14 protein-coding genes are annotated in these 18,320 nt (G+C 67.7%); 4 read left to right on the top strand and 10 right to left on the bottom strand.

Annotated features, from left to right (window positions below):
* Nucleotides 1-134 precede the first annotated feature (134 nt).
* Genes J2853_RS47325 through J2853_RS47315 form a run of 3 tightly spaced genes read left to right on the top strand, consistent with a single transcriptional unit; the run spans nt 135 to nt 6,006 of the window.
* On the top strand, nt 135-1,736 hold the full coding sequence (locus J2853_RS47325; protein ID WP_307569448.1) for a type I restriction-modification system subunit M: 1,602 nt from the start codon (nt 135-137) through the stop codon (nt 1,734-1,736).
* Complete coding sequence (locus J2853_RS47320) at nt 1,729-2,925, top strand: restriction endonuclease subunit S (RefSeq protein ID WP_307569446.1); 1,197 nt, start codon at nt 1,729-1,731, stop codon at nt 2,923-2,925. The genes J2853_RS47325 and J2853_RS47320 overlap by 8 nt, the downstream gene beginning before the upstream one ends.
* A gap of 3 nt (nt 2,926-2,928) precedes the next feature.
* Nucleotides 2,929-6,006, top strand: a complete 3,078-nt coding sequence (locus J2853_RS47315) for a type I restriction endonuclease subunit R (RefSeq protein WP_307569444.1) — start codon at nt 2,929-2,931, stop codon at nt 6,004-6,006.
* A gap of 463 nt (nt 6,007-6,469) precedes the next feature.
* On the opposite strand, the gene J2853_RS47310 is transcribed toward J2853_RS47315, so the two are convergent.
* The 6 genes from J2853_RS47310 to J2853_RS47285 form a co-directional block, all read right to left on the bottom strand.
* Entirely contained in the window at nt 6,470-7,306 is an 837-nt protein-coding gene (locus J2853_RS47310; protein WP_307569442.1) for a hypothetical protein, read from the bottom strand.
* A gap of 75 nt (nt 7,307-7,381) precedes the next feature.
* Nucleotides 7,382-7,642, bottom strand: a complete 261-nt coding sequence (locus J2853_RS47305; RefSeq protein WP_307569440.1) for a tyrosine-type recombinase/integrase — start codon at nt 7,640-7,642, stop codon at nt 7,382-7,384.
* Between the two features lie 741 nt (nt 7,643-8,383).
* Nucleotides 8,384-9,601, bottom strand: a complete 1,218-nt coding sequence (locus J2853_RS47300; RefSeq protein ID WP_307569438.1) for a HEPN/Toprim-associated domain-containing protein — start codon at nt 9,599-9,601, stop codon at nt 8,384-8,386.
* Between the two features lie 109 nt (nt 9,602-9,710).
* Entirely contained in the window at nt 9,711-10,985 is a 1,275-nt protein-coding gene (locus tag J2853_RS47295) for a cation:proton antiporter (protein ID WP_307569436.1), read from the bottom strand.
* 90 nt (nt 10,986-11,075) lie between these two features.
* Complete coding sequence (locus tag J2853_RS47290) at nt 11,076-11,474, bottom strand: VOC family protein (protein ID WP_307569434.1); 399 nt, start codon at nt 11,472-11,474, stop codon at nt 11,076-11,078.
* Between the two features lie 36 nt (nt 11,475-11,510).
* A complete protein-coding gene (locus tag J2853_RS47285) occupies nt 11,511-12,773 on the bottom strand; it encodes an ATP-grasp domain-containing protein (RefSeq protein ID WP_307569432.1) in 1,263 nt (420 codons plus the stop codon).
* 43 nt (nt 12,774-12,816) lie between these two features.
* Between J2853_RS47285 and J2853_RS47280 the strand changes: the two genes are divergently transcribed.
* A complete protein-coding gene (locus J2853_RS47280; protein ID WP_307569430.1) occupies nt 12,817-13,527 on the top strand; it encodes a DNA alkylation repair protein in 711 nt (236 codons plus the stop codon).
* Between the two features lie 22 nt (nt 13,528-13,549).
* Here J2853_RS47280 and J2853_RS47275 read toward each other — a convergent pair whose 3' ends face one another.
* The 4 genes from J2853_RS47275 to J2853_RS47260 are packed head-to-tail and all read right to left on the bottom strand — an operon-like array spanning nt 13,550 to nt 18,208.
* Complete coding sequence (locus tag J2853_RS47275; RefSeq protein WP_307569428.1) at nt 13,550-14,590, bottom strand: pyridoxal phosphate-dependent aminotransferase; 1,041 nt, start codon at nt 14,588-14,590, stop codon at nt 13,550-13,552.
* The gene (locus J2853_RS47270; protein ID WP_307569426.1) at nt 14,587-15,639 is read right to left on the bottom strand and encodes a hydroxymethylglutaryl-CoA lyase-like TIM-barrel protein; all 1,053 of its coding nucleotides are present in this window, start codon (nt 15,637-15,639) and stop codon (nt 14,587-14,589) included. Before J2853_RS47270 ends, J2853_RS47275 begins: the two co-directional genes overlap by 4 nt.
* Entirely contained in the window at nt 15,639-16,784 is a 1,146-nt protein-coding gene (locus J2853_RS47265) for a pyridoxal phosphate-dependent aminotransferase (protein WP_307569424.1), read from the bottom strand. The genes J2853_RS47270 and J2853_RS47265 overlap by 1 nt, the downstream gene beginning before the upstream one ends.
* Nucleotides 16,781-18,208 carry a coproporphyrinogen-III oxidase family protein gene (locus J2853_RS47260; RefSeq protein ID WP_307569422.1) on the bottom strand — a complete coding sequence of 476 codons (1,428 nt, stop codon included), beginning with the start codon at nt 18,206-18,208 and terminating at the stop codon, nt 16,781-16,783. Before J2853_RS47260 ends, J2853_RS47265 begins: the two co-directional genes overlap by 4 nt.
* Nucleotides 18,209-18,320: the final 112 nt, after the last annotated feature.

The following is an 18,320-nucleotide window of genomic DNA, read 5'->3' as shown; positions in this document are numbered from 1 at the left end:
GGTTCTACCGCTTCCGTACTAGGGTGCTCATCCTTCTTCGGATAAGTCCTGATGATTCAGGCGATCATCCACCATGCTGATCTACACTAAATCGCCATCAAAGATCCACAGGCCACGCCCTAGGGTCGCCCCCTTTGACGAGCAAGGACACCCCCCAACTGATGGCCGTGACCCAGCAAGAGATCGAGAACCGGTTGTGGGATGCCGCCGACGAGCTGCGCGTGGCGATGCCCGAAGCGCAATACTCCTCCGTCGTCTTTCCGCTGATGTTCTGGAAGTACCTGTCGGACACCTGGGAGCACCAACACGAGGAGTTTCTGGCCGACAACGAGGGCCTGGACGACCTGTCCGCCGAGGAAGCCCACGAGATCGAGTACCGCGACTACCAGTCGTTCGAGATCCCGTTTATCCACCTTGGTACCGTCCAGCAGCGTCGCGCCTCCTGGACGTCCATCCTCGCCACCATCACCCAGTCCGGCCTCGGCCAGCGCGTCCGCGCCTCCCTACAGGCCATCGAGACGGCCAACCCTGACAAGTTCTCCCGCCTGTTCGGGTCCATGACCTGGACCTCCGAAGAGGTGCTGTCGGGGGAGGTATTGGCGGCGGTCATGCAGGCGATGGACCGCACCCCGAAAATGCACGAGGGCAATATGTCCCACGACGTTCTCGGTGGGGCGTACGAGTACCTGCTGAAGCGGTTCTCCGACGGGTCCGGCACCCGTGCCGGCCAGTTCTTCACCCCGCGCGAGGTTGTCGAGCTGATCGTCGAGATCCTGGACCCCAAGGGCTTCGAGTCGGTGTACGACCCGACCTGCGGGTCGGGCGGCATGCTCATCGCCTCCGCGAACCTCCTGAAGGCCCGCGGCGGGCGTGGCTACACGCTCAGCCTGTACGGGCAGGAGGCCGTACCGGACACTGCGGGTGTGGCACGCATGAACCTCTTCATGCACAATCTCACCCAGTTCCAGGTTGAGGTCGGCGACACTCTGAAGGACCCGCGTTTCAAGAAGCCGGACGGGTCCGTCGCGCAGTTCGATGTGATCGTCGCTAACCCGCCCTACAGCATGAAGTGGAAGCCCTGGAGCAATGACCCGCGCGCCCTCGGCGGGGTCGCCCCGCAGTCGTCGGCGGACTGGGCGTTCGTGCAGCACATGATCGCCAGCATGGGCCCGAAGAAGGGTCGAGCCGGCGTCGTCCTACCCCACGGCGTCCTCTTCCGAGGTGGCCAGGAAGCAGCCATCCGCCAGCGCGTCCTGGACGACGACCTGCTCGAAGCGGTCATCGGCCTGCCTGCCAACCTCTTCTACAACACCGGCATCCCCACGGCGATCCTGGTGTTCCGTGCACCCGGCACCAAGGCCCTGGAGCGGCAGGACGGTGTGCTGTTCATCGACGCCTCCAAGCGGTTCACCAAGGCCAAGAATCGCAACATCCTCACCGACGCCGACATCGCCGACATCGTGACCGCCTACCACTCGAAATTCGACGCCGATGGCAACCCGGTGGACCCCGATGGAGAAGGCGGACTCGCGGCGAAATTCGTCCCCGCCACGGAGATCGCGGCGAACGGGTTCGACCTCAACATCGGCCGTTACATCAAGCAGGCCGCCGACGAGCAGGAAGACCTTGGCACTCTCATCGACGCCTACAACATCGCCCGTGCTGAACGACAGAAGACCGAGCAGCGCATGCTTGCCGTCCTCGCCGCCGCAGGGATCGAGGGCTTCGATGAGTGACGGCTATCCGCTTCGTCCGCTCGGAGAGGTGATACGCCTCGACATCCAGCGCACACCGATGATGCCTGCAACCACCTACCGTCTGGCCGGGGTCCTGAACGCAGGACAGGGGCTTGTCGCTAAAGGCGAACTCGATGGCGGAGACACAGAGTACTCGGCAATGAACGTGCTGCGCGTCGACCAGGTCGTGATGCGAAAGCTGACCGCGTGGGAAGGCCCGATCACCGTAGTACCTGCCGAGTTCGACGGATTCGTCGTCAGCAACGAGTTCCCGACATTCACGCTTGGCCCAGAACTGGTGCCCGACTGGATGAGGCACCTCTGCCGCTCACCGCGACTGTGGGCAGAAATGAAGAACCGGGTGAGCGGGACAGTTCAACGGCGTAAGCGCCTCAACCCAGAGCAACTCTTGCAGATCGAACTCCCGATCCCACCCCGCGAGGTACAAGCGGGGATCGTCGAGATACTCGACGCAGTCGACGACCAGATTGCCGCACTCGGTGAAGAGGCCGAGGCATTGGATCGCATGTCGGCGGTCGTTGCCGAGGACCTACTCTCCAATGAACCGGTCGTGACGCTCGGAACGATGCTCGATGACATTCAAGGGGGCAGGAGTCCCCAGGCCAATACGAGGCCACCGGGCGCTGACGAACTTGGCGTGTTGAAGGTCAGCGCGGTCACGCCCTTCCGGTTCCTCCCGGACGAATCCAAAGCTCTTCTACCTGGCACGTCCATGCCTGAGTCCGCGCTTGTTCAGCCCGGCGACGTACTCATCACGCGAGCGAACACTCCTTTGCGAGTCGGGGCTGTCGCGCGAGTCCCTGCCAATGTTCGGAACGGCCTCTACCTCGCCGACAAGACTCTGCGACTCATGCCGTCGTCCAAACTGGACCCGGACTTCCTTGTGGTGGCGATGGCGCTGAAGTTGGCCCGGACCCAGCTCACAAGTTCGGCTACAGGCACCAGCGCCTCAATGGTCAACGTCAGCCAGGATCGCATTCGTGAGACACCGATCCCGCTTCCTGGCCTGGACCGGCAGCGAGAGGTTTCCTGCGCAGTGCTGTCCGTTCGTGCGAACGCCGATGCGGCACGTGCTGAGGCCGCTCGACTCCGGGATACACGCTCCAGCCTGCTCTCGGGCTTGCTGGACGGCACGGTCGAGATTGATTCTGCCGAACTGGGGGTCTGAGACGTGGGGAAAGGCATTCGGGAGCGTGAGTTCCAGAACCTGATGATCCAGTGGTCCCTCCCGATGGGCTGGGCCTTCACGGCTGGGCGAGTGTTACCGCGTGAGACGACGCAGTCGGTGGTCGCCGGCCAGTTGCGGGACGCCATCGTCCGGCTCAACCCTGGAGTTATCAACGGGTTCGAGGTGGACGCGGTAGTCCAGGAGATCGTCGCCACGGTCAACGCCGTCGAAGGCGGGCTGGTGCGGGCCAACGAGCAGGTGCTACGCCTGCTGCGGGGGCGTAAGGAGTTCCGGGACGCCGGCGGTGTGTGGCACGCCCTGAAGGTCATCGACTTCGAGCACCCGACTGCCAACACGCTGGTCGTGTCGGACGAGGTGACCATCACCGTTCCCGGCAAGACCTCCCGCCGGTTCGACCTCGTGTATTGGGTCAACGGGCTGCCGCTGGTGGTGGTCGAGGTGAAGTCGCCGACCGCGAAGTCTGGTTGGGTGGACGCCGCCCGTGAGATCAACGATGTGTATGCCATCGAGTACCCGTGGTTTTTCACTCCCAACGTCTTTGCCGTCGCCTCCGACGGGCTGAAGCTGCGGTTTGGTGCCGCCGGTGCGCCCACGAACCTGTGGCAGCCGTTCCGGTCCACTGCGGACGACGAGAACCTGTCCGGGCAGGCCGACGTGCAGCGCTCCGTCGAGTTGCTGATGAACCCGGCCACGATCCTGGACATGCTCGCCAACTTCGCCCTCATCGACACCTCCGGGGGTGGGGTGGACAAGAAGTACCTGCCCCGCTACCCGCAGATGGAGGCCGCGCACCTGATTCACGATCGGGTCCTGAAGGGCGGGTCGAAGGGCCTGGTCTGGCACCACCAGGGGTCCGGGAAGACGCTGCTGATGGTGTTCGCCGCCTCGCTGCTGCTGACCGACACCCGCACTGAGTCGCCCACCATCATCCTGCTATCGGACCGGACCCAGCTCGTCCGGCAGACCTCCGGGGTGTTCACCTCAGCGATGGGGGACGCCTACTTCCACCAGCCCACGACCAGCCAGGAGTTACGTTCCCTGCTGGCCGACGACGTGCGCGGCGTCATCTCCACGACCGTCCACAAGTTCGCCGACGCCGGCAAGAACCTGTCAACCCGGGACAACATCATCGTGCTGGTCGACGAGGCACACCGCACCCAGTCCGCCAAGTCGAAGTCCCTGGCCGGGCAGATGCGCGCAGCGTTGCCGCACGCGAAGTTCTTCGGCATGACTGGCACCCCCGTCAGGAACCTCGCCACCGACACCTTCGTCCTCTTCGGCGAGGAGACCGACCCGGGCAGGGTGCTGCACCGGTACTCGGTGTCCCGGTCGCTGCTGGACGGGGCGACCGTCCCGGTCATGCTGGACCCGCACCCGGTCGCCTTCGAGGTAGACGACCAGGCGTTGCAGGCTGAGTTCGACCAGTTCGCCGACGACTTCGACCTCGACGATCCCGACCGTGAGGCCCTGTCCCGCAAGTTCGGGCGTCTCACCTCGGTGTTCACCAACCCCGACCGCATCCACGCGGTCTGCCAGGACATCGTGGACCACTACCTGGCTGGCGCCTACCGCAACGGCCTCAAGGCCCAGGTCGTCGCCTACAACCGTGAGCTGGCCGTGGCGTACACGGACAAGATCAACGAGCTGCTGGCCGGCTTCGAGGCGTCACAGGTGTTCGTCGAAGTCGGCCAGCATGACCGGATCAGCGCCGAGGTGAACATCTCCGTCTCGGACGCCAAGGACGAAGACCCCGCCATGCGGCCGTTCCAGCTCTCGGAGGCCAAGGAGGAGGAGCAGAAGCGGCGGTTCCTCACCCCGGACGACCCGCTGTGCTTCCTGGTGGTGACCGCGAAGCTGATGACTGGGTTCGACGCCCCCAACGAGGGCGTCCTTTACCTGGACAAGCCGCTGAAGGCCCACACCTTGTTCCAGACGATCACCCGCCCGAACCGCACCTGGGTGTCCCCGACCGGGTTCGTGAAGACCTCCGGCGTAGTCGTGGACTACATCGGCCTGGCCGAAGAGGTCCAGCGGGCCGTCGTCGACCCCACCTCGCCGGAGGCTGGCAAGGGTGGCGGGTTCGTCACCGACCTGTCCGAGCTGGTCGCGGAGTTCCGCACCACCTTCGCCCGCATCGAAGACCTTCTCGTGGACGTGGACGGCTTGGACCTCACGGTCCACGGATATGAGTCCGTGCGAGCCATTAACGTCTTCCTGGACGCCAGCCCTGGTGCTGCCGAGGTGTTCACCAAGGACTACCGGCTCCTGGCCCGCCTGTACCCGCTCATCAACACCGACAAGCGGGTCGCCAAGTACCGGGACGGCTTCGGGCTGTTCGGGTCGGTGTACACGACCCTGTTCAAGAAGTCCTCCGACGAGGAGAGGAAGGAGCGGCTGAGCGAGCTGGGGCCGATGGTCCTGGAGATCATCAATGCCCACGTCCACTCCTTCTCCGCGGTCGCCTCCCAGGAGGAAGCCCTTGTCCTGGACGCCCAGGGCATCGCCATCCTCAAGGAACTGCTGTCACTTGTCCGCCCCAATCCCGACAACGACGATGGTGAGGACAAGACGCCGCCGTCCGCGGCGGAGATCCTGGACCGCATCAAGGCCTCCCTCGAAAAGGGCGTCGAGCCGGGGTCTGCGAAGTACACCGCCCTCGCGGAGCGGATCAAGCTGCTGCGGGACCGGATTATCCAAAACGCCCAGGACGCCTTGGAGTTCTTGGCTGAAGCACTTCGGATCGCTCGCGCCATCGTGGACGCCGAGAAGCATCCCTACGAAGCCGTCGTCGTGCTGGATGACGACCACGTGGGTGTCCTGTCGCGGATCATCCATGACCACGCACCGTCCGGACTCACCGTCACGGAGAGGAACCTGGCCGAGGAGATCGACCAGGTGGTCACCCGCACTCTCACCCGGTCATGGGACAACGCCGACGCTCGCAACCGAGGCGTCCGTCGCGCCACCGCCGCGGTCTTCCGCCGGTACATGTTGAAGCCGGTGGGGGAGCCGTATGACTCCACCGTCGCCTACATCGAAGCCCATTACCTAGTTGACTGACGAACGGAGGGCGGTACCTGCACGAAATGATCACAAGGTGTGCCGGTTAAGGAACGTGCCAGGAGCAGAAACGCTCACCACGCTGGACAAACGGCATCAGCAAGCCACCTCGACCGCTGTGGTGAGGGCGGCGTCCAGGGGAGCCTCGGCCCACTGGTAGCCGCAGGAGCGGCACCTACAATGCCTCCGCTCCGGTTGGGGCCCGTCGACGCGCATCCGGGGATTCCAGGGGAGAACGATCTCGCCGCGGGCTATTCGGTGCTCGGTGCTCGCGCCGCTGGTTCCGTACTTCGGGCAGACGGTATCGGGGCCGCTGTACGGCGGCAGCGCCGACACGGGGACGGCAGGGGGTGTGCTCATGCGGGCTCTAGCTTCCTCCCACCCTGTTGGAGAGGAAGCTAGAGCATTCCGTCGTTAACGTCGTACGGGTAGGTCAGCCAGCAGCATCATCGACGCGATCGCGCTAGTCCGCGCGTTCGACCGCGCGCTCAAACTGGACGCTGGCCGCGATGTCGTTAGCGGCATCCATCGTGCGCTCGTAGCTGCACACAACGCAGCGCCCGACACCGATTTCGTCGATCTCCGAGTCACGGGAGCTGAGGACAAGCGAGTTATTGCCGCACACGGGGCACTCTTCGACGTCGCTGAACTCTTGTGAGTATTCGGCGGCGTAGTCGACTCCCCCTCGGCGCGCGAGCTCCTCGCTACTCAGCAACTCAAGGTAGATAGAGGCACGGTCTCGTTCACGGTCATCCGCTGCCGTGATCGCGTAGCGGCCTGCCTCCTCACTCCCGTCGCTCAGGTCGTCGACCAGCTTGGACAATGTCGGGTGTTCGCTGAGTTCCCACAAGGCTTCAACATGGGCTGCAGTCAGGCCTAAGGCGGTTTCGTCGCCGGTGTCCCGAGCGTGCCGGATCGCCTGCGTGACGTCCAGGGCTTCTCTCAGAACCGTGACCCTCACCTCCATAGGCGGCCTCTCCTCGAATGGGTCCCAGCGCGATGTGGTGGGTTTGGGGATGTGCGGGTTGTCCGTGAGCCAGTAGACGCCGTCCCTGACCAACACCCCCTCAGTTTCGACGACTTTCAGCAGCTTGGCAGCGGACTCCACTCGGCCTTTGCTGTTGCACTCCTGGCCTTTCCAACGGGCGGCAACGATCGCGGCCAGACCGTTGGTCAACGCCTGGTCGAACACGCCTTCCACCCCAGCGCCGACACGCTCAAAGCGGATCGCATAGGCGCAAAAGGCGTACTGGACTGCTCTGCGATGCTGCACGTCATTTGAGCGGGTGGTGTCCTCCACGGCATCCCATCTCGTTCGAGGTCCTGTGCGCTCAGTATCCGTTGAGGGAGCCCCCGTCACCACCTCTTCTTTCGCTCAGCCTGTCCGATCCCGGCTGCGTACAGCGCCCGGCAACGGGGCCGCCCGCGGCGTGCGCAGCCGGTCGACGGCGTCGCGGCGCGTCTTCTCCGGCTGCCGGTCATAGCGGGCGGTGGTACCCGACGACGAATGCCCGGCCAGGGCCTGGGCGGTGGCCAAGTCGACGCCGGCGTCGAGGAGTTCACCGATGAACGTGCGCCGGAAGTTGTGGGCGGCTTGGTTGCCCACGCCAGCCTGTCCGCCGCGCAGGTTGAGCACATCGCCGACCGTCTGCCCGTTGATGTGGGCGGGGCTGCCGTGCTCGTCGACGCGGATGTAAGCGCCGCGCGGGGTGAACGGCGGGGAACAGTCCGCCCGGTGCGCGGCCGCGCACCGTCAACCACGCCTCGATGCGGCCGACCGTGGTGGAGGAGATGTAGACGAGCCGTTCCTTGTCGGGGCGTGATCGACAACGGAACGGTCAGTGGCGTTAGTGAGCCGACACGGGCGGAGTTGCCATCCTTCGTCTTCCCGAGGTGCGGGCGGCTACGACACAGAATTTGAATTACCTGTCACACCGGCCTCGCGAGCCGAGCAGACGCCCAGCTCGCCGGACGCCGGGCCAGGCCCGACTCAGCAACGTTATGTGTCACATCAGCGTGGGAGCTCCCCATCCCGCCCGCATCGGAACGGTAGATGGCGGTAACTCCGCCCGTGTTGGCTCACTAACGCCACTGACCGTTCCGTTGTCGATCACGCCCCGTCATAGGCGGGACGCACAAGACACCTCCACGTCGTCAAGATGATGACGAATATGTCATCATCTTGATGACATCCTGTCCAGCGCTTCCAAGAACCGGCTTGACTGAGCGTGATTTCGGGGCTTCTGGCCCGATCAACGCACCAGCGCCGCCCTCCCTTAAGCTGCGGACTCAATCGCGTGTACCTGGCTGCACGCCCCTTACTGACACCCCGATGCAAGCGCCGGGGGCTTCGTCACGGACTGGGGCGTTGAGCGGGTCAGTGGAAGGCGAGAACGATCGAGTCGATGATCGCCTTGATACCACTCCAGTCAGCGCTATCCGGGACTTGGCCGGCGCGGGCTGCCTTCAGCTTGGCGTCGAACTTCCCCTGCACCGTCCTCTTGTCCGCTTTGCTGAGGCTCCCCTGGCGTAGGCCCGTCTTTGGTTCCACGGCCTTCCAGTGGATGGGCATCAGATTGCCGTCCTTGTTGGTGAGGACGTCGGTGCCGAGGTACAGCTCGAGGGAGCCTGCCAGGCCGTTCACGTCGGTGGGCACGGGGAGAACGGCACCATCCTCCAGCGTGGGGTACTGCCGCAGGAGGGGCAGCTCCGGGTAGTGGAGCAGCCGGCACGTATTCGGCCAGCGTTCCCTTTTGAGCCCGAGCAGCTTCTCGTGCGCTGCGGCATCGTTGTCCGCGATAGCAACAAATCGGTTCCCGACTCCAGCGGCCACGAACGCCTTAAACAGCTCGACCACGGCGTCAGCTCCGCCGCGCGGCCGGACGCCCGCGCCGTAGTCGAAGAACCTGATGAAACCCACCAGGTGGGGGTGAGTCACCTTCATCCCCTCGGAGAGAAGCCGTGCGTCGCTGGAGCCTTCTGTGATCACGACCAGCGGTAGGTTGGTTGTGGCGACGGCCAGTTGTTCTGCTCGCGCCTGGTCGGCATAGGGCTCCATGGGGTCGAGCTCCACGCAGCATCCGGTCAGCTCGCTCATGTCGAGTGCGATCGTGGCATTCTGGTCTGGCGCCCAGTCGAGCAGTAGACGCACCAGGCTCCGGGTACCCATGTGCCAGTGCAGGTAGTCGACGAGCTCCGCGCCGTCGCCCGCTCGCGCGAACTCGACATGGGGGAGGGTGTCGAAGTCGGCGCTGAGGAAGAATCGAATCTCTCGTTCGACATGTTCGATGTCCGGCGGTACTGGCTCCTGGTTCTGGGATTTGGTGTTGGTCTGCTGCTCGGTCCACTTGCGGAGGCCTTCGACCAGATCCGCCACGGCGACCGGTACCGTGATGCCCTGCATCTCCAGGCGCTGGGACATCGCGCGGATTGAAGTCTCGTAGCCGTACGGCCTGTCGGTGCCCTCGTCGTCCGCCGTATCGTCTCCTCGGTAGCAGTCGCTCTCGAAGAACAGGGCGGCCAGGTCCCGGTAGTAGGTGTCGCGGCAGAGGAGCGTGGTGGCGGTACCGATCTGAAGGTAGGAATGATGTCCCATACCGGCATGATGCTCTGCTGATGCCGCTGTTCGCACCCGTGATTGCCCAGCGTCGACATCGCCTGCTGGCCAGCTGAGGACCGCTTCCAGAACCGGGTTCGGGGGCGGGTCATCGGGTGATCTCCCGGGCGGCGGCGCGCTCCGGACCGTCGTGCGGCGCCGGCGGGGTCATCCTCGGGTCGTGGCCGGCCACGCGCCTGAGTATCGGAGTGGTGGCCACGGTGGTGATGACGGTCATGACCACCAGGAGGGTGAACAAGGTCTTGCTGATGACACCGATCTGGAGGCCGATGCCGAGCACGACGAGTTCGGTCAGGCCACGGCAGTTCATGAGCGTGCCGAGCGCGGCCGACCAGCGCCAGTCGGAGCCGGTGAGCCGGGCTGCGCCGGCCGCGCCGCCCCACTTGCCGATGACGGCGACCGCCAGGATCGCCGCGCCCCAGCCCCACTGTCCGGCCGGCAGCGTGGAGAAGTCCGTGTGCAGGCCAATGTCGGCGAAGAACAGAGGCAGCAGGAGCGGCAGGACGACGGCGTGGATGCGGGCGGCGCTGCGCTCGACGGCCGGGAGAGCGCGGGGTGCGGCGACGCCGAACAGGAAGGCCCCGAAGGCAGGATGTACGCCGATCTGGTCGGTGGCGTAAGCGCTGAGGCATAGCCCGGCGAAGAGCAGGACTCCGACGATGTCGTCGGAGGTGCGGCCGGCGCGTTTGAGCAGGGCGTGCAGCACGGGTCGCAGGAGGATGAGGCCGGTTGCGAAGGCGGCGGTCAGGGCGAGGGTGGTCAGGCCCGACAGGACGGTGCCGGAGGTGGACAGTGCGACGGCGGTGGTGAGCAGGCACCACGCGAGGGCATCGTCGATGGCGGCGCAGGCCAGGGCGAAGGCACCCAGGGGCGTGTTCTTCAGGCCGCGGTCGGCGAGGATCCGCGCGAGGACGGGAAACGCGGTGATGCTCAGGGCGACGGCGACGAACAGGGTGAACGGCAGCTGCCCGACCCCGGGGGGTGCGAAGTGCGGGTAGAGGGCCGAGGCCAGCGCGGCGCCGAGGGCCATGGGGAGCAGGACGCCGCTGAGGCTGACGGCGGCGATCGCGCCTCGGGTGATGCTCAGGGAGCGGAGGTTGAGTTCCAGTCCCATCAGGAAGAGGAACGTCAAGAGGCCGAGGTTGCCCAGGGCGGAGGTGATGGGCAGGACCGAGGGCGGAAAAAGGTGGTGCTGAACGCTGGGGGCGAGCCAGCTGAGCAGTGAGGGGCCGAGCAGGATTCCGGCCAGGATTTCGCCGATGACCGGCGGCTGGCCGAGCAGCCGGACAGCGCGGCCGCCGGCCTGGCAGGCGAGGACCACGACCGGGATGGCAAGGAGCACGTGCGGCAGCAGGTCGGACACGGCAGCTCCAGGGGTCGGGGCGAATGGCCGTGCGGGGGGCACGGCGGCCGGGCGGGGATGGGATGGGGTCAGGCGCGGGGCGGCACCGGTCTATTGCGTCGGGGTGGGGATGTGCGCGAACTCCCAGCGGTTGCCGTCGGAGTCGGTGACGAACACCGCGTAGTAGCCCTCGGCGTAGTCGTATTCGCGGGGTGCGTGGACGACGGTCCCCCCGCCCGCGACGACCGCTTCGTGAACGGCGTCGACCATCGCCCGGTTCTCGACCTCCATCGCGGCGTGCTGAAGTCCGGGGCGGCCGTGAGTGTGCGGAGCGGTGTCGTCGCCTTCGACCGGGTACAGCAGGATCTCGGGGCTGTGCCCGACCCAGGTGCGCAGTTCGTCGGAGGTGTAGCCGCTCTTGTAGCCGAGCACGCCGAACACCGCGTCGTAGAACGCCGCGCCGGTGGTCAGGTCGGCGGTGGTGAGGGCCAAGTGGTGGAGCTGGGGCATGTCGGGTGTCTCCTTGAGAGTGCTGGACGGGTAATTTCAGGTAGTTGAGTAGGTGAACGGTTCCACGATCGACCGGAGGCGTTGCAGCGCCCGGCTCGGGGTCGCAGCGCCCAACCCTACGGATAGGCCCGCGTCCGGGCGGTAGATCTGCTCGACCGACTCGCAGGCGTTGAGGTGCCATCCGAGCACGTCGGGAGCCTCCCGCAGCAGGACGGTCAGGTCGGCCTGGCGGGCGAGGGTGACGGCGTCTCGCTCAGGCTCGGCGATGTAGCAGCAGGCGAGCGCGGCGGCGGAGTGGGACGGGACCGCGGCGGCGAGGACATCTTTGGTGAGTGGCCGGGCGAGGGAGGCGGCGAGGTGGACCAGGCGCGGGTCGACGCCAGTGAGGGCCTGCACCGAGTGCGGGATGAGTCCGGCTCCCGGCCGGACCCCGACGTCCAGTACGTGCCAGAGCCCGCTCTCTAAGCGGAGTTCGACGTGCAGGGCGCCGTCGGCCAGCGCCAGCGTCGTGATGATCGCGGCGATGGTGGCCGGAAGCTGGGGCAGCGCGTCAATGATCGCTGGGTGTTCGGGCGGTGAGGCCATCACCCGGTCGACGAACGGGTGCCTCTGGGTGGCGGTGAGTTTCTCGTGGACGATGGCGTGGACGGCTTGGCCGTCGGCGGCGATGACGTCGACGCTGATCTCCAGGGCGTGCTCGCCGCCCACGTAGGCGGCGCCCAGGATGGGCGTGCTGGAGTCGATGTTCCCGACCGACAGCAGTTCCCGGTACAGGGCCAGGTTGTCGGCGATGCTCAGATACGAGCGGTAGCGATATACCCCGCGAGAGCCCGCGCCTCGGGCCGGTTTGAGGATCGGGCAGGGACCGAACCTGTCCAGAGCGTCCTCGAGTAGATTTTCGCCCAGCGTGCCGACGATGAACCCGGGCGCGGCCGCGCCGTGGCGGGTCAGCGCGGGGTACAGGGCGGCCTTGTCGGCGACCAGGTCCCGCGCCGAATCGAGGACGGAGCCGGGGTTCAGGATCCGCAGCGTGGTGTTCCAGTAATCGTTCAGGCAGAATGCGCCGATCAGTGGCCGGTCGCAGAGCCCGTCCAGGGCGGCGGTGGCTTCCTTGACCAGGGCAGGGCTGCCGGTCTCCAGCGCAACAAGCACCTGCAGCGGGACCTGGGCCAGGGTAAGGCCGGTCGTGAACGCCTCGGCGAGGGTCACGGCGCCTGGGTCGAGGGTGCCGTAGGCGGCGTAGACGGGGCCTACGGCCTGCTGCCGGGTTGAGGTCATGTCGAGGGCCGTGCCGGTCACAGATCTCTCCTATGAAGACGAGGGCGAAAGGTAGGTTGGCCAGATGGCCGACACGACAGATCCCGCCGCCCAGCTGGCCACCGCGATCGTCGTGGGAGTTCGTGAGCACGCCGACCCCGAGTACGTGGCGGGGACGGTCGAGGCCCGTCGGCCGGGCAAGGCGGTGCTGGGCGTGCGGATCCCGCTGCTGCGCGGCGCCGTTCGTTCCGCTCTGCGGCAGGCCGTCCCGCCGAGGACGGCCGCCGACCCCGAGCTGATCAGGGCGGCCGCTGAGATCCTGTGGCACGGCGAGGCCCATGAGGACGAGCTCGCCGCGTGCATGCTGCTGCGTCTTTCCGACGTGCCGCCCACTGCGGAACTCCTGGCGTCGTGGGCGCCCCTGCTGGACAACTGGCTGAGCGTGGACGAGCTCGGCGCGGTCTTGGGCCTCGCGGTCCAGGCCGGGTACCTGGACGTCGCGGACCTGTTGTTCCTTGCCGCCGATGGTTCGCCGTGGCAGCGCCGCCTGTACCTGGTCGCCTTGATCACGCCGATCCGGTTCGGTCTCGATCCGGTGTTGGTGCCGGACCTGGCCGCTGTCCTGTCCGATCCGGCGCCGCCGGTCCGCAAGGCCGCGATCTGGCTGATCACCAACGTGATCAGGGTTCGGCCCGGCGCGGTCGTCCAGTTGCGCGCTGTTCTGCCGGGCCCGGACCCCAAGCCGCTGATCCGGCTCCTCGACAAGGCCATGACGGTCGTGCCCGCCGGGGCGTAGGCGGCGGGCGGCCTGGTGGTCTTCATAGGTCGGTGATCCGTTCGATGGTCTGGTCGATCACGTCCGGGTTCTGGGCGATGCACAGCCGGACGCTGCTCGGGGTGCCGTTGAACACCGTCCCGGGCAGGCCGATCACGCCTGCCTGGTGTAGGAGCCGCGCCGCGTCGCAGCCGTCCGGGGCCTGCAGGTAGACGAACGTGCCGTCTTTGGCGGCGACCGCGTCCAGAGCAGCGCAGCCCGCGACGGCTTCCAGCACCCGGCCCCGGTTCTCCCCGATGCCGCGGCTTCGGGCGGCGACCTCCTTCAGAGCGCCCGGGTGGGTGAGGATCTGGCCGGCGAGGCGTTGCGCGAGCAGGTCTACCGACATCGACAGGTGGGTTTTCACCGCGACGGCCGCGCCGATGAACGCGGCGTCGGCGGCGATCAGGCAGCCGATGCGCAGACCGGGCAGGCGCAGTAGCTTGGACAGGCTGAACACGACCACATCGCCGCGCTGCAGGGCGGCGCGGACGCCGTCGATCTGGGGCGCGGTCAGTGAGGAGTGGCAGACATCCCAGATCACGCCGCCGGGCCGGTCTGCGACCTGCGTGGGGTTGGTGGTGACGCCGGTCGGGTTGTGCGGGGTGCAGACGAGCAGTGGCATCCCGGTCGGGGCAGGGAGCGGGCCGGGCACCGGGTAGTGGACGGGCCGCAGCCCGGCGAGGTGGGCGAGCTGGTCGTAGCCGGGGAACGCGGGCCGGGGAAGTGCGATCGGGTCGCCGGGGTCGGTCAGGCAGGTCAGCGCCAGATGGAGGGCCTCGCTGCCGCCCACCGTCACCACGACGTGGCCCGCGTCGACGCCGAACAGTCCACCCAGGGTCTGCCGCAGCGACAGGTCGCCGGCGACGTCGCCGTACCCAGCCGTCTCCTCGGTGCTCGGGGTGAACCGCTGGAGGATCGTCAGGGTGGCGTCGAGCGGGGCGGAGGTGTCCCCGCGTAGATCGAGGTCCCCGGCGCCGACGGGGAAGTCGTCGTAGCGGTGGGCGATGACGGCCGCACCACGGCGGCCCACCCGGACGCTCACTGGCCCTGTCCCGTCGTCTCGGCCTTCCAGGCGGCGGTCAGGTCGCCGGTGTGTAGCGAGGCGAGGCGGCCGTGGGCGGTGGCCAGCCACAGCGCGGCCAGGTCGAGGTCGAGGCTTTCGCCGGCGGCGAAGTCGACGACGGCCGCTTCCTCGACCGGGGTGAGGTTCAGCGTCCCGCACACCGTGGGCAGCAGGCTCGGCGTGGGCCGCTCTGCGAGGGTGGCCAGGGCGGTCCGGGTTTCCAGCAGCGCCGTCAGCGCCGTGGTGATGTGGCGGCCGGGCAGGCGGTGGCGCGCGAGGACGAGTTCGGCGGGCAGGTTCCCGCCGCCCCGGCCGAGGCCGAGGATCGAGATGTCGGCGTAGGTCGCGCCGGCGTTCGCGGCGGCGAGGGTGTTGGCGTAGGCGAGGCCGAGGAAGTCGTGTGCGTGAAATCCCAGCGCGGTCTCGCTCATCTGCCGCAGGTCGCCGATGAGGTCGGCGGTCTGGGTGGGGAGCAGCGCTCCGCAGGTGTCGGCGAGGTAGAGGACGTCCGGGGCGATCTCGGTGTCGATGCGCTCGGCGTGCCGTAGCAGGTCCTCGCGGCCATAGCGGGAGGCCAGCGCGATGTTCACCGAGACCGTCAGACCCTGGTCGCGGGCGCGGGCGGCGAGCGCGCCGATGGCGTCGAACCAGTCCGGGTGATAGACCAGCCGCAGCATCGACAGCCCGGCGACCTGGTAGGCCTTCAGGTCAAGGTGGACCTCCAGCGCGGTGGGGTGCACCATCGCCGCCAGCCGCATCCCGCTCGCGGCGGCGGCCTCGACGTGCTCGGGCTGCAGGAACGCCCCGGCTCCGGGCGTCGCAACACCGTGCTCGACGGGGACGCCGCCGAGGTAGCCGAGTTCCACGATGTCGGCACCGGCAGGGGCGAGGACGGCGGGGAGCTGGGCGAACAGGTCGGTGGGCCAGGCGAAGCCGACTTCGAATCCGCCGTCGCGCAGGGTGACGTCCAGCAGGGTGGCGAGCGGTCCGGCGTCGGCGGTGGGCGGCGGGGTGAAGTGGTCGAACATCAGCGGCTCCGCAGTGTGTTGGCGACCGCGGCGGCGGCGGTCGCGGGATCGAGGCCGTCGCGGGCCGGGCAGATCCGGACGTGCCCTGGGGCGCCGAACCCGCTCCCGTCGGCGATCTTCGCCCGTCCGGCCAGTGCCGCGGTGGGCGGGAGGTTCGCGGGGCCGGGGTTGGCGCACCACAGGTAGAGGGCGCCGTGCGAGGTCACCGAGATTCCCAGGTCGGCCAGGTGTTCGGCGGTCGCCCGCCGGGTGCCGTCCACGTCGGTGCGGATGGTGGCAAGCCAGCGGGTGGCGGTCGGGCTGGTCAGCAATGTGGCCGCTGCCTGCTGAGCGATCGCGCTGGTCATGGAGGCGTAGGAGGCCCGGAACGCCGTGAGGTCACCGATGACGCTGGGGTCGGCGACCAGGAACCCGACCCGTAGCCCGGCGGCGGCCAGCCATTTCGACGTCGAGTCGATGATGAGGTGCCGCAACGGGTCGTAGGCCGGAGCGAGTGCCGCGGAGACGTGGCCAGGCGCGAACGCCCGGTACACCTCGTCGGAGACGACGGCCAGGCCGAGGTCGGCGGCGGTTTCGATGATGGCGTCCATGGTGGGCTGGTCGACGTGCACACCGGTCGGGTTATGCGGATAGTTCAGCACCAGCAGCGCTGGCCAGGACGGCGCGTCGCCGGCCAGCCGCCGCAGCACCGCCGGGTCCGCGGCGAGCTCGGCCGGGTCGTAGGGCAGTTGCTGGCGGTCGGCGGCGTTCACCCACAGCCCGTAGGGTTCCCAGCCCGGGCGCGGCACCAGGGTGCCGTTGCCGTCGCTCTGCAGCAGGTAGCGGACGGCCAGCCAGCACGCTTCTTTCCCGCCGCCGGTGACGAGAACCCGGCCGATGTCCTGCGCCTGGTTGGCGGCCGGGCCCAGGAGGTGGCGCAGGTAGGCCGCCCGGAGAGTTTTCTGCCCTGCGGGGTCGCCGTACCAGGGCTCGTCCATACCGCCGATCGCGGCGGCGAGGTCAGCGCGGACCTCGGCGGGAAGCGGGTAGCGGACTTCGCCGGTTCCGAGGTCGATCTCGGAACCGGCGGTGGTGGTGGTGCGGGCGTACCCGGAGCCTGGGCCGGTGAGCTGAGCCAGGGACCGGGCGAAGAACGGGTCGTTCATGACACCGGTGTGACCTTCAGCAGGTCCCGGCGGGGGCTGATCGCCCCGGGCAGGGCGTTGAGCGCGCCGAGCCGCTGCCGGCCGCTGTCGCCGACCCAGTCCTCGGCGTCGATCATCCCGACCTGGGTGCTCATCCGGTCGACGATCCGCAGGTACAGGCGGCGCTGCAGGTCGGAGAAGAAGTGCGCCATCAGCTCGCTGTAGACGAGCTTGCCCGGCTCGGTCAGCCGCAGCGTGTCCCCGTCGATGGTGGCGAAGTCGCGGTCGACGATCTCCTCGATGCGCGGGCGGTACACCTCTTCCAGCGACAGGACTTTCAGGTCGCGCAGGTCCAGGGTCAGTCGCTTGGGGAAGAAGACCAGGCCCTTCTCATAGGCGTGGCCCGGCGCGGACTGCACGACCGGCAGCTCACCCGCGCTCGCGCGGCGGACGTACTCGCTCTCCTTGCCTTCGTTGTAGTAGGCCAGGCCGCGGATGACGGAGTAGGCGCCGGACCCCACGCCGACGGCCTCGTCGCGGTAGCCGCCGTACAGAGTGGAGAACATGTAGCGGGTGGGCGGGGCGCCGGCGGCGCCGAAGCAGTACATGTTCTGCTCGGCCATGTGCTCGGCCAACTCGCCGCGGGCGGCGTGGAACATCTGGGACCGCTCGTCCAGGCGGGCGGGGCGCGGGAGCTCGCCGGAGCGGATGCGGTCCTGCCAGCCGGGCAGGGTCATCACGTAGTCGACCGGGTAGATCGACACGCTGCCGATCCCCGAGGTCGCGGCCAGCCGGGCGTCCAGCAGGGCGGCGTCCAGGTCCTGGCCGGGGAACCCGACCATCATGTCCAGGTTGGTGTTGCCGAAGTAGCGGGTCGACCAGTCGACCGCCGCGTGGACCTGGTCGAGGGTGGCGGTGATGCCGACCTGGTCGCGGGTGAGCGGGTCGAAGGACTGGACACCGAAGCTGACCCGGGTGACACCCAGACTCGCCAGGAGCTGGAACTTCGCCTCATTGACGCTCTTGGCCTCGAACTCGAAGGAGATTTCAGCGTCCGCTTTGATCCGGAAGTTTGCCCGGATTGCCGCGAACAGCGCGGTGATCTGCTCTTCGGACAGGACCGACGGGGTGCCGCCGCCGATGTAGACGCTGTCGAGTTCCCACTCGGCCACCCGCTTCGTCGCGCCGAGCGTCCGCAGTTCGACCGTCAGGGCCGTCAGGTAGGCGGCGATCCGTTCGAGGCTGCCCTTGGCCTTCACGAACGGGCAGAACGAGCAGATCGTGTCGCAGAACGGGATGTGCAGGTACAGGGCCTTGTTCCCGGGCGTGTGGTCGCCGGGAATCGCGAGGTCGCCCGTGCCGAGGAACGCCGAGACCAGGGCCGGGTGGTCGACGCGGTAGCCGAGGTCGAAGAACGGATAGGTGAAGGATTCGAACTTGAGCATGGGACACCTCACTTCGTGAGCGGGCCGGGGGTGCGGATCGGCGGGCCGTTGACGCGGCCCTTTGGGTGATCTGCCGGACCCGGCCGCCAGTCGCTGGCCGGGGCCGGGGCCG

The sequence above is a fragment of the Streptosporangium lutulentum genome (genome assembly GCF_030811455.1).
Classification (GTDB): domain Bacteria; phylum Actinomycetota; class Actinomycetes; order Streptosporangiales; family Streptosporangiaceae; genus Streptosporangium; species Streptosporangium lutulentum.
The sequence above is the reverse complement of the archived record's forward strand: the minus strand, read 5'-3'. Positions and strand labels throughout refer to the sequence as shown.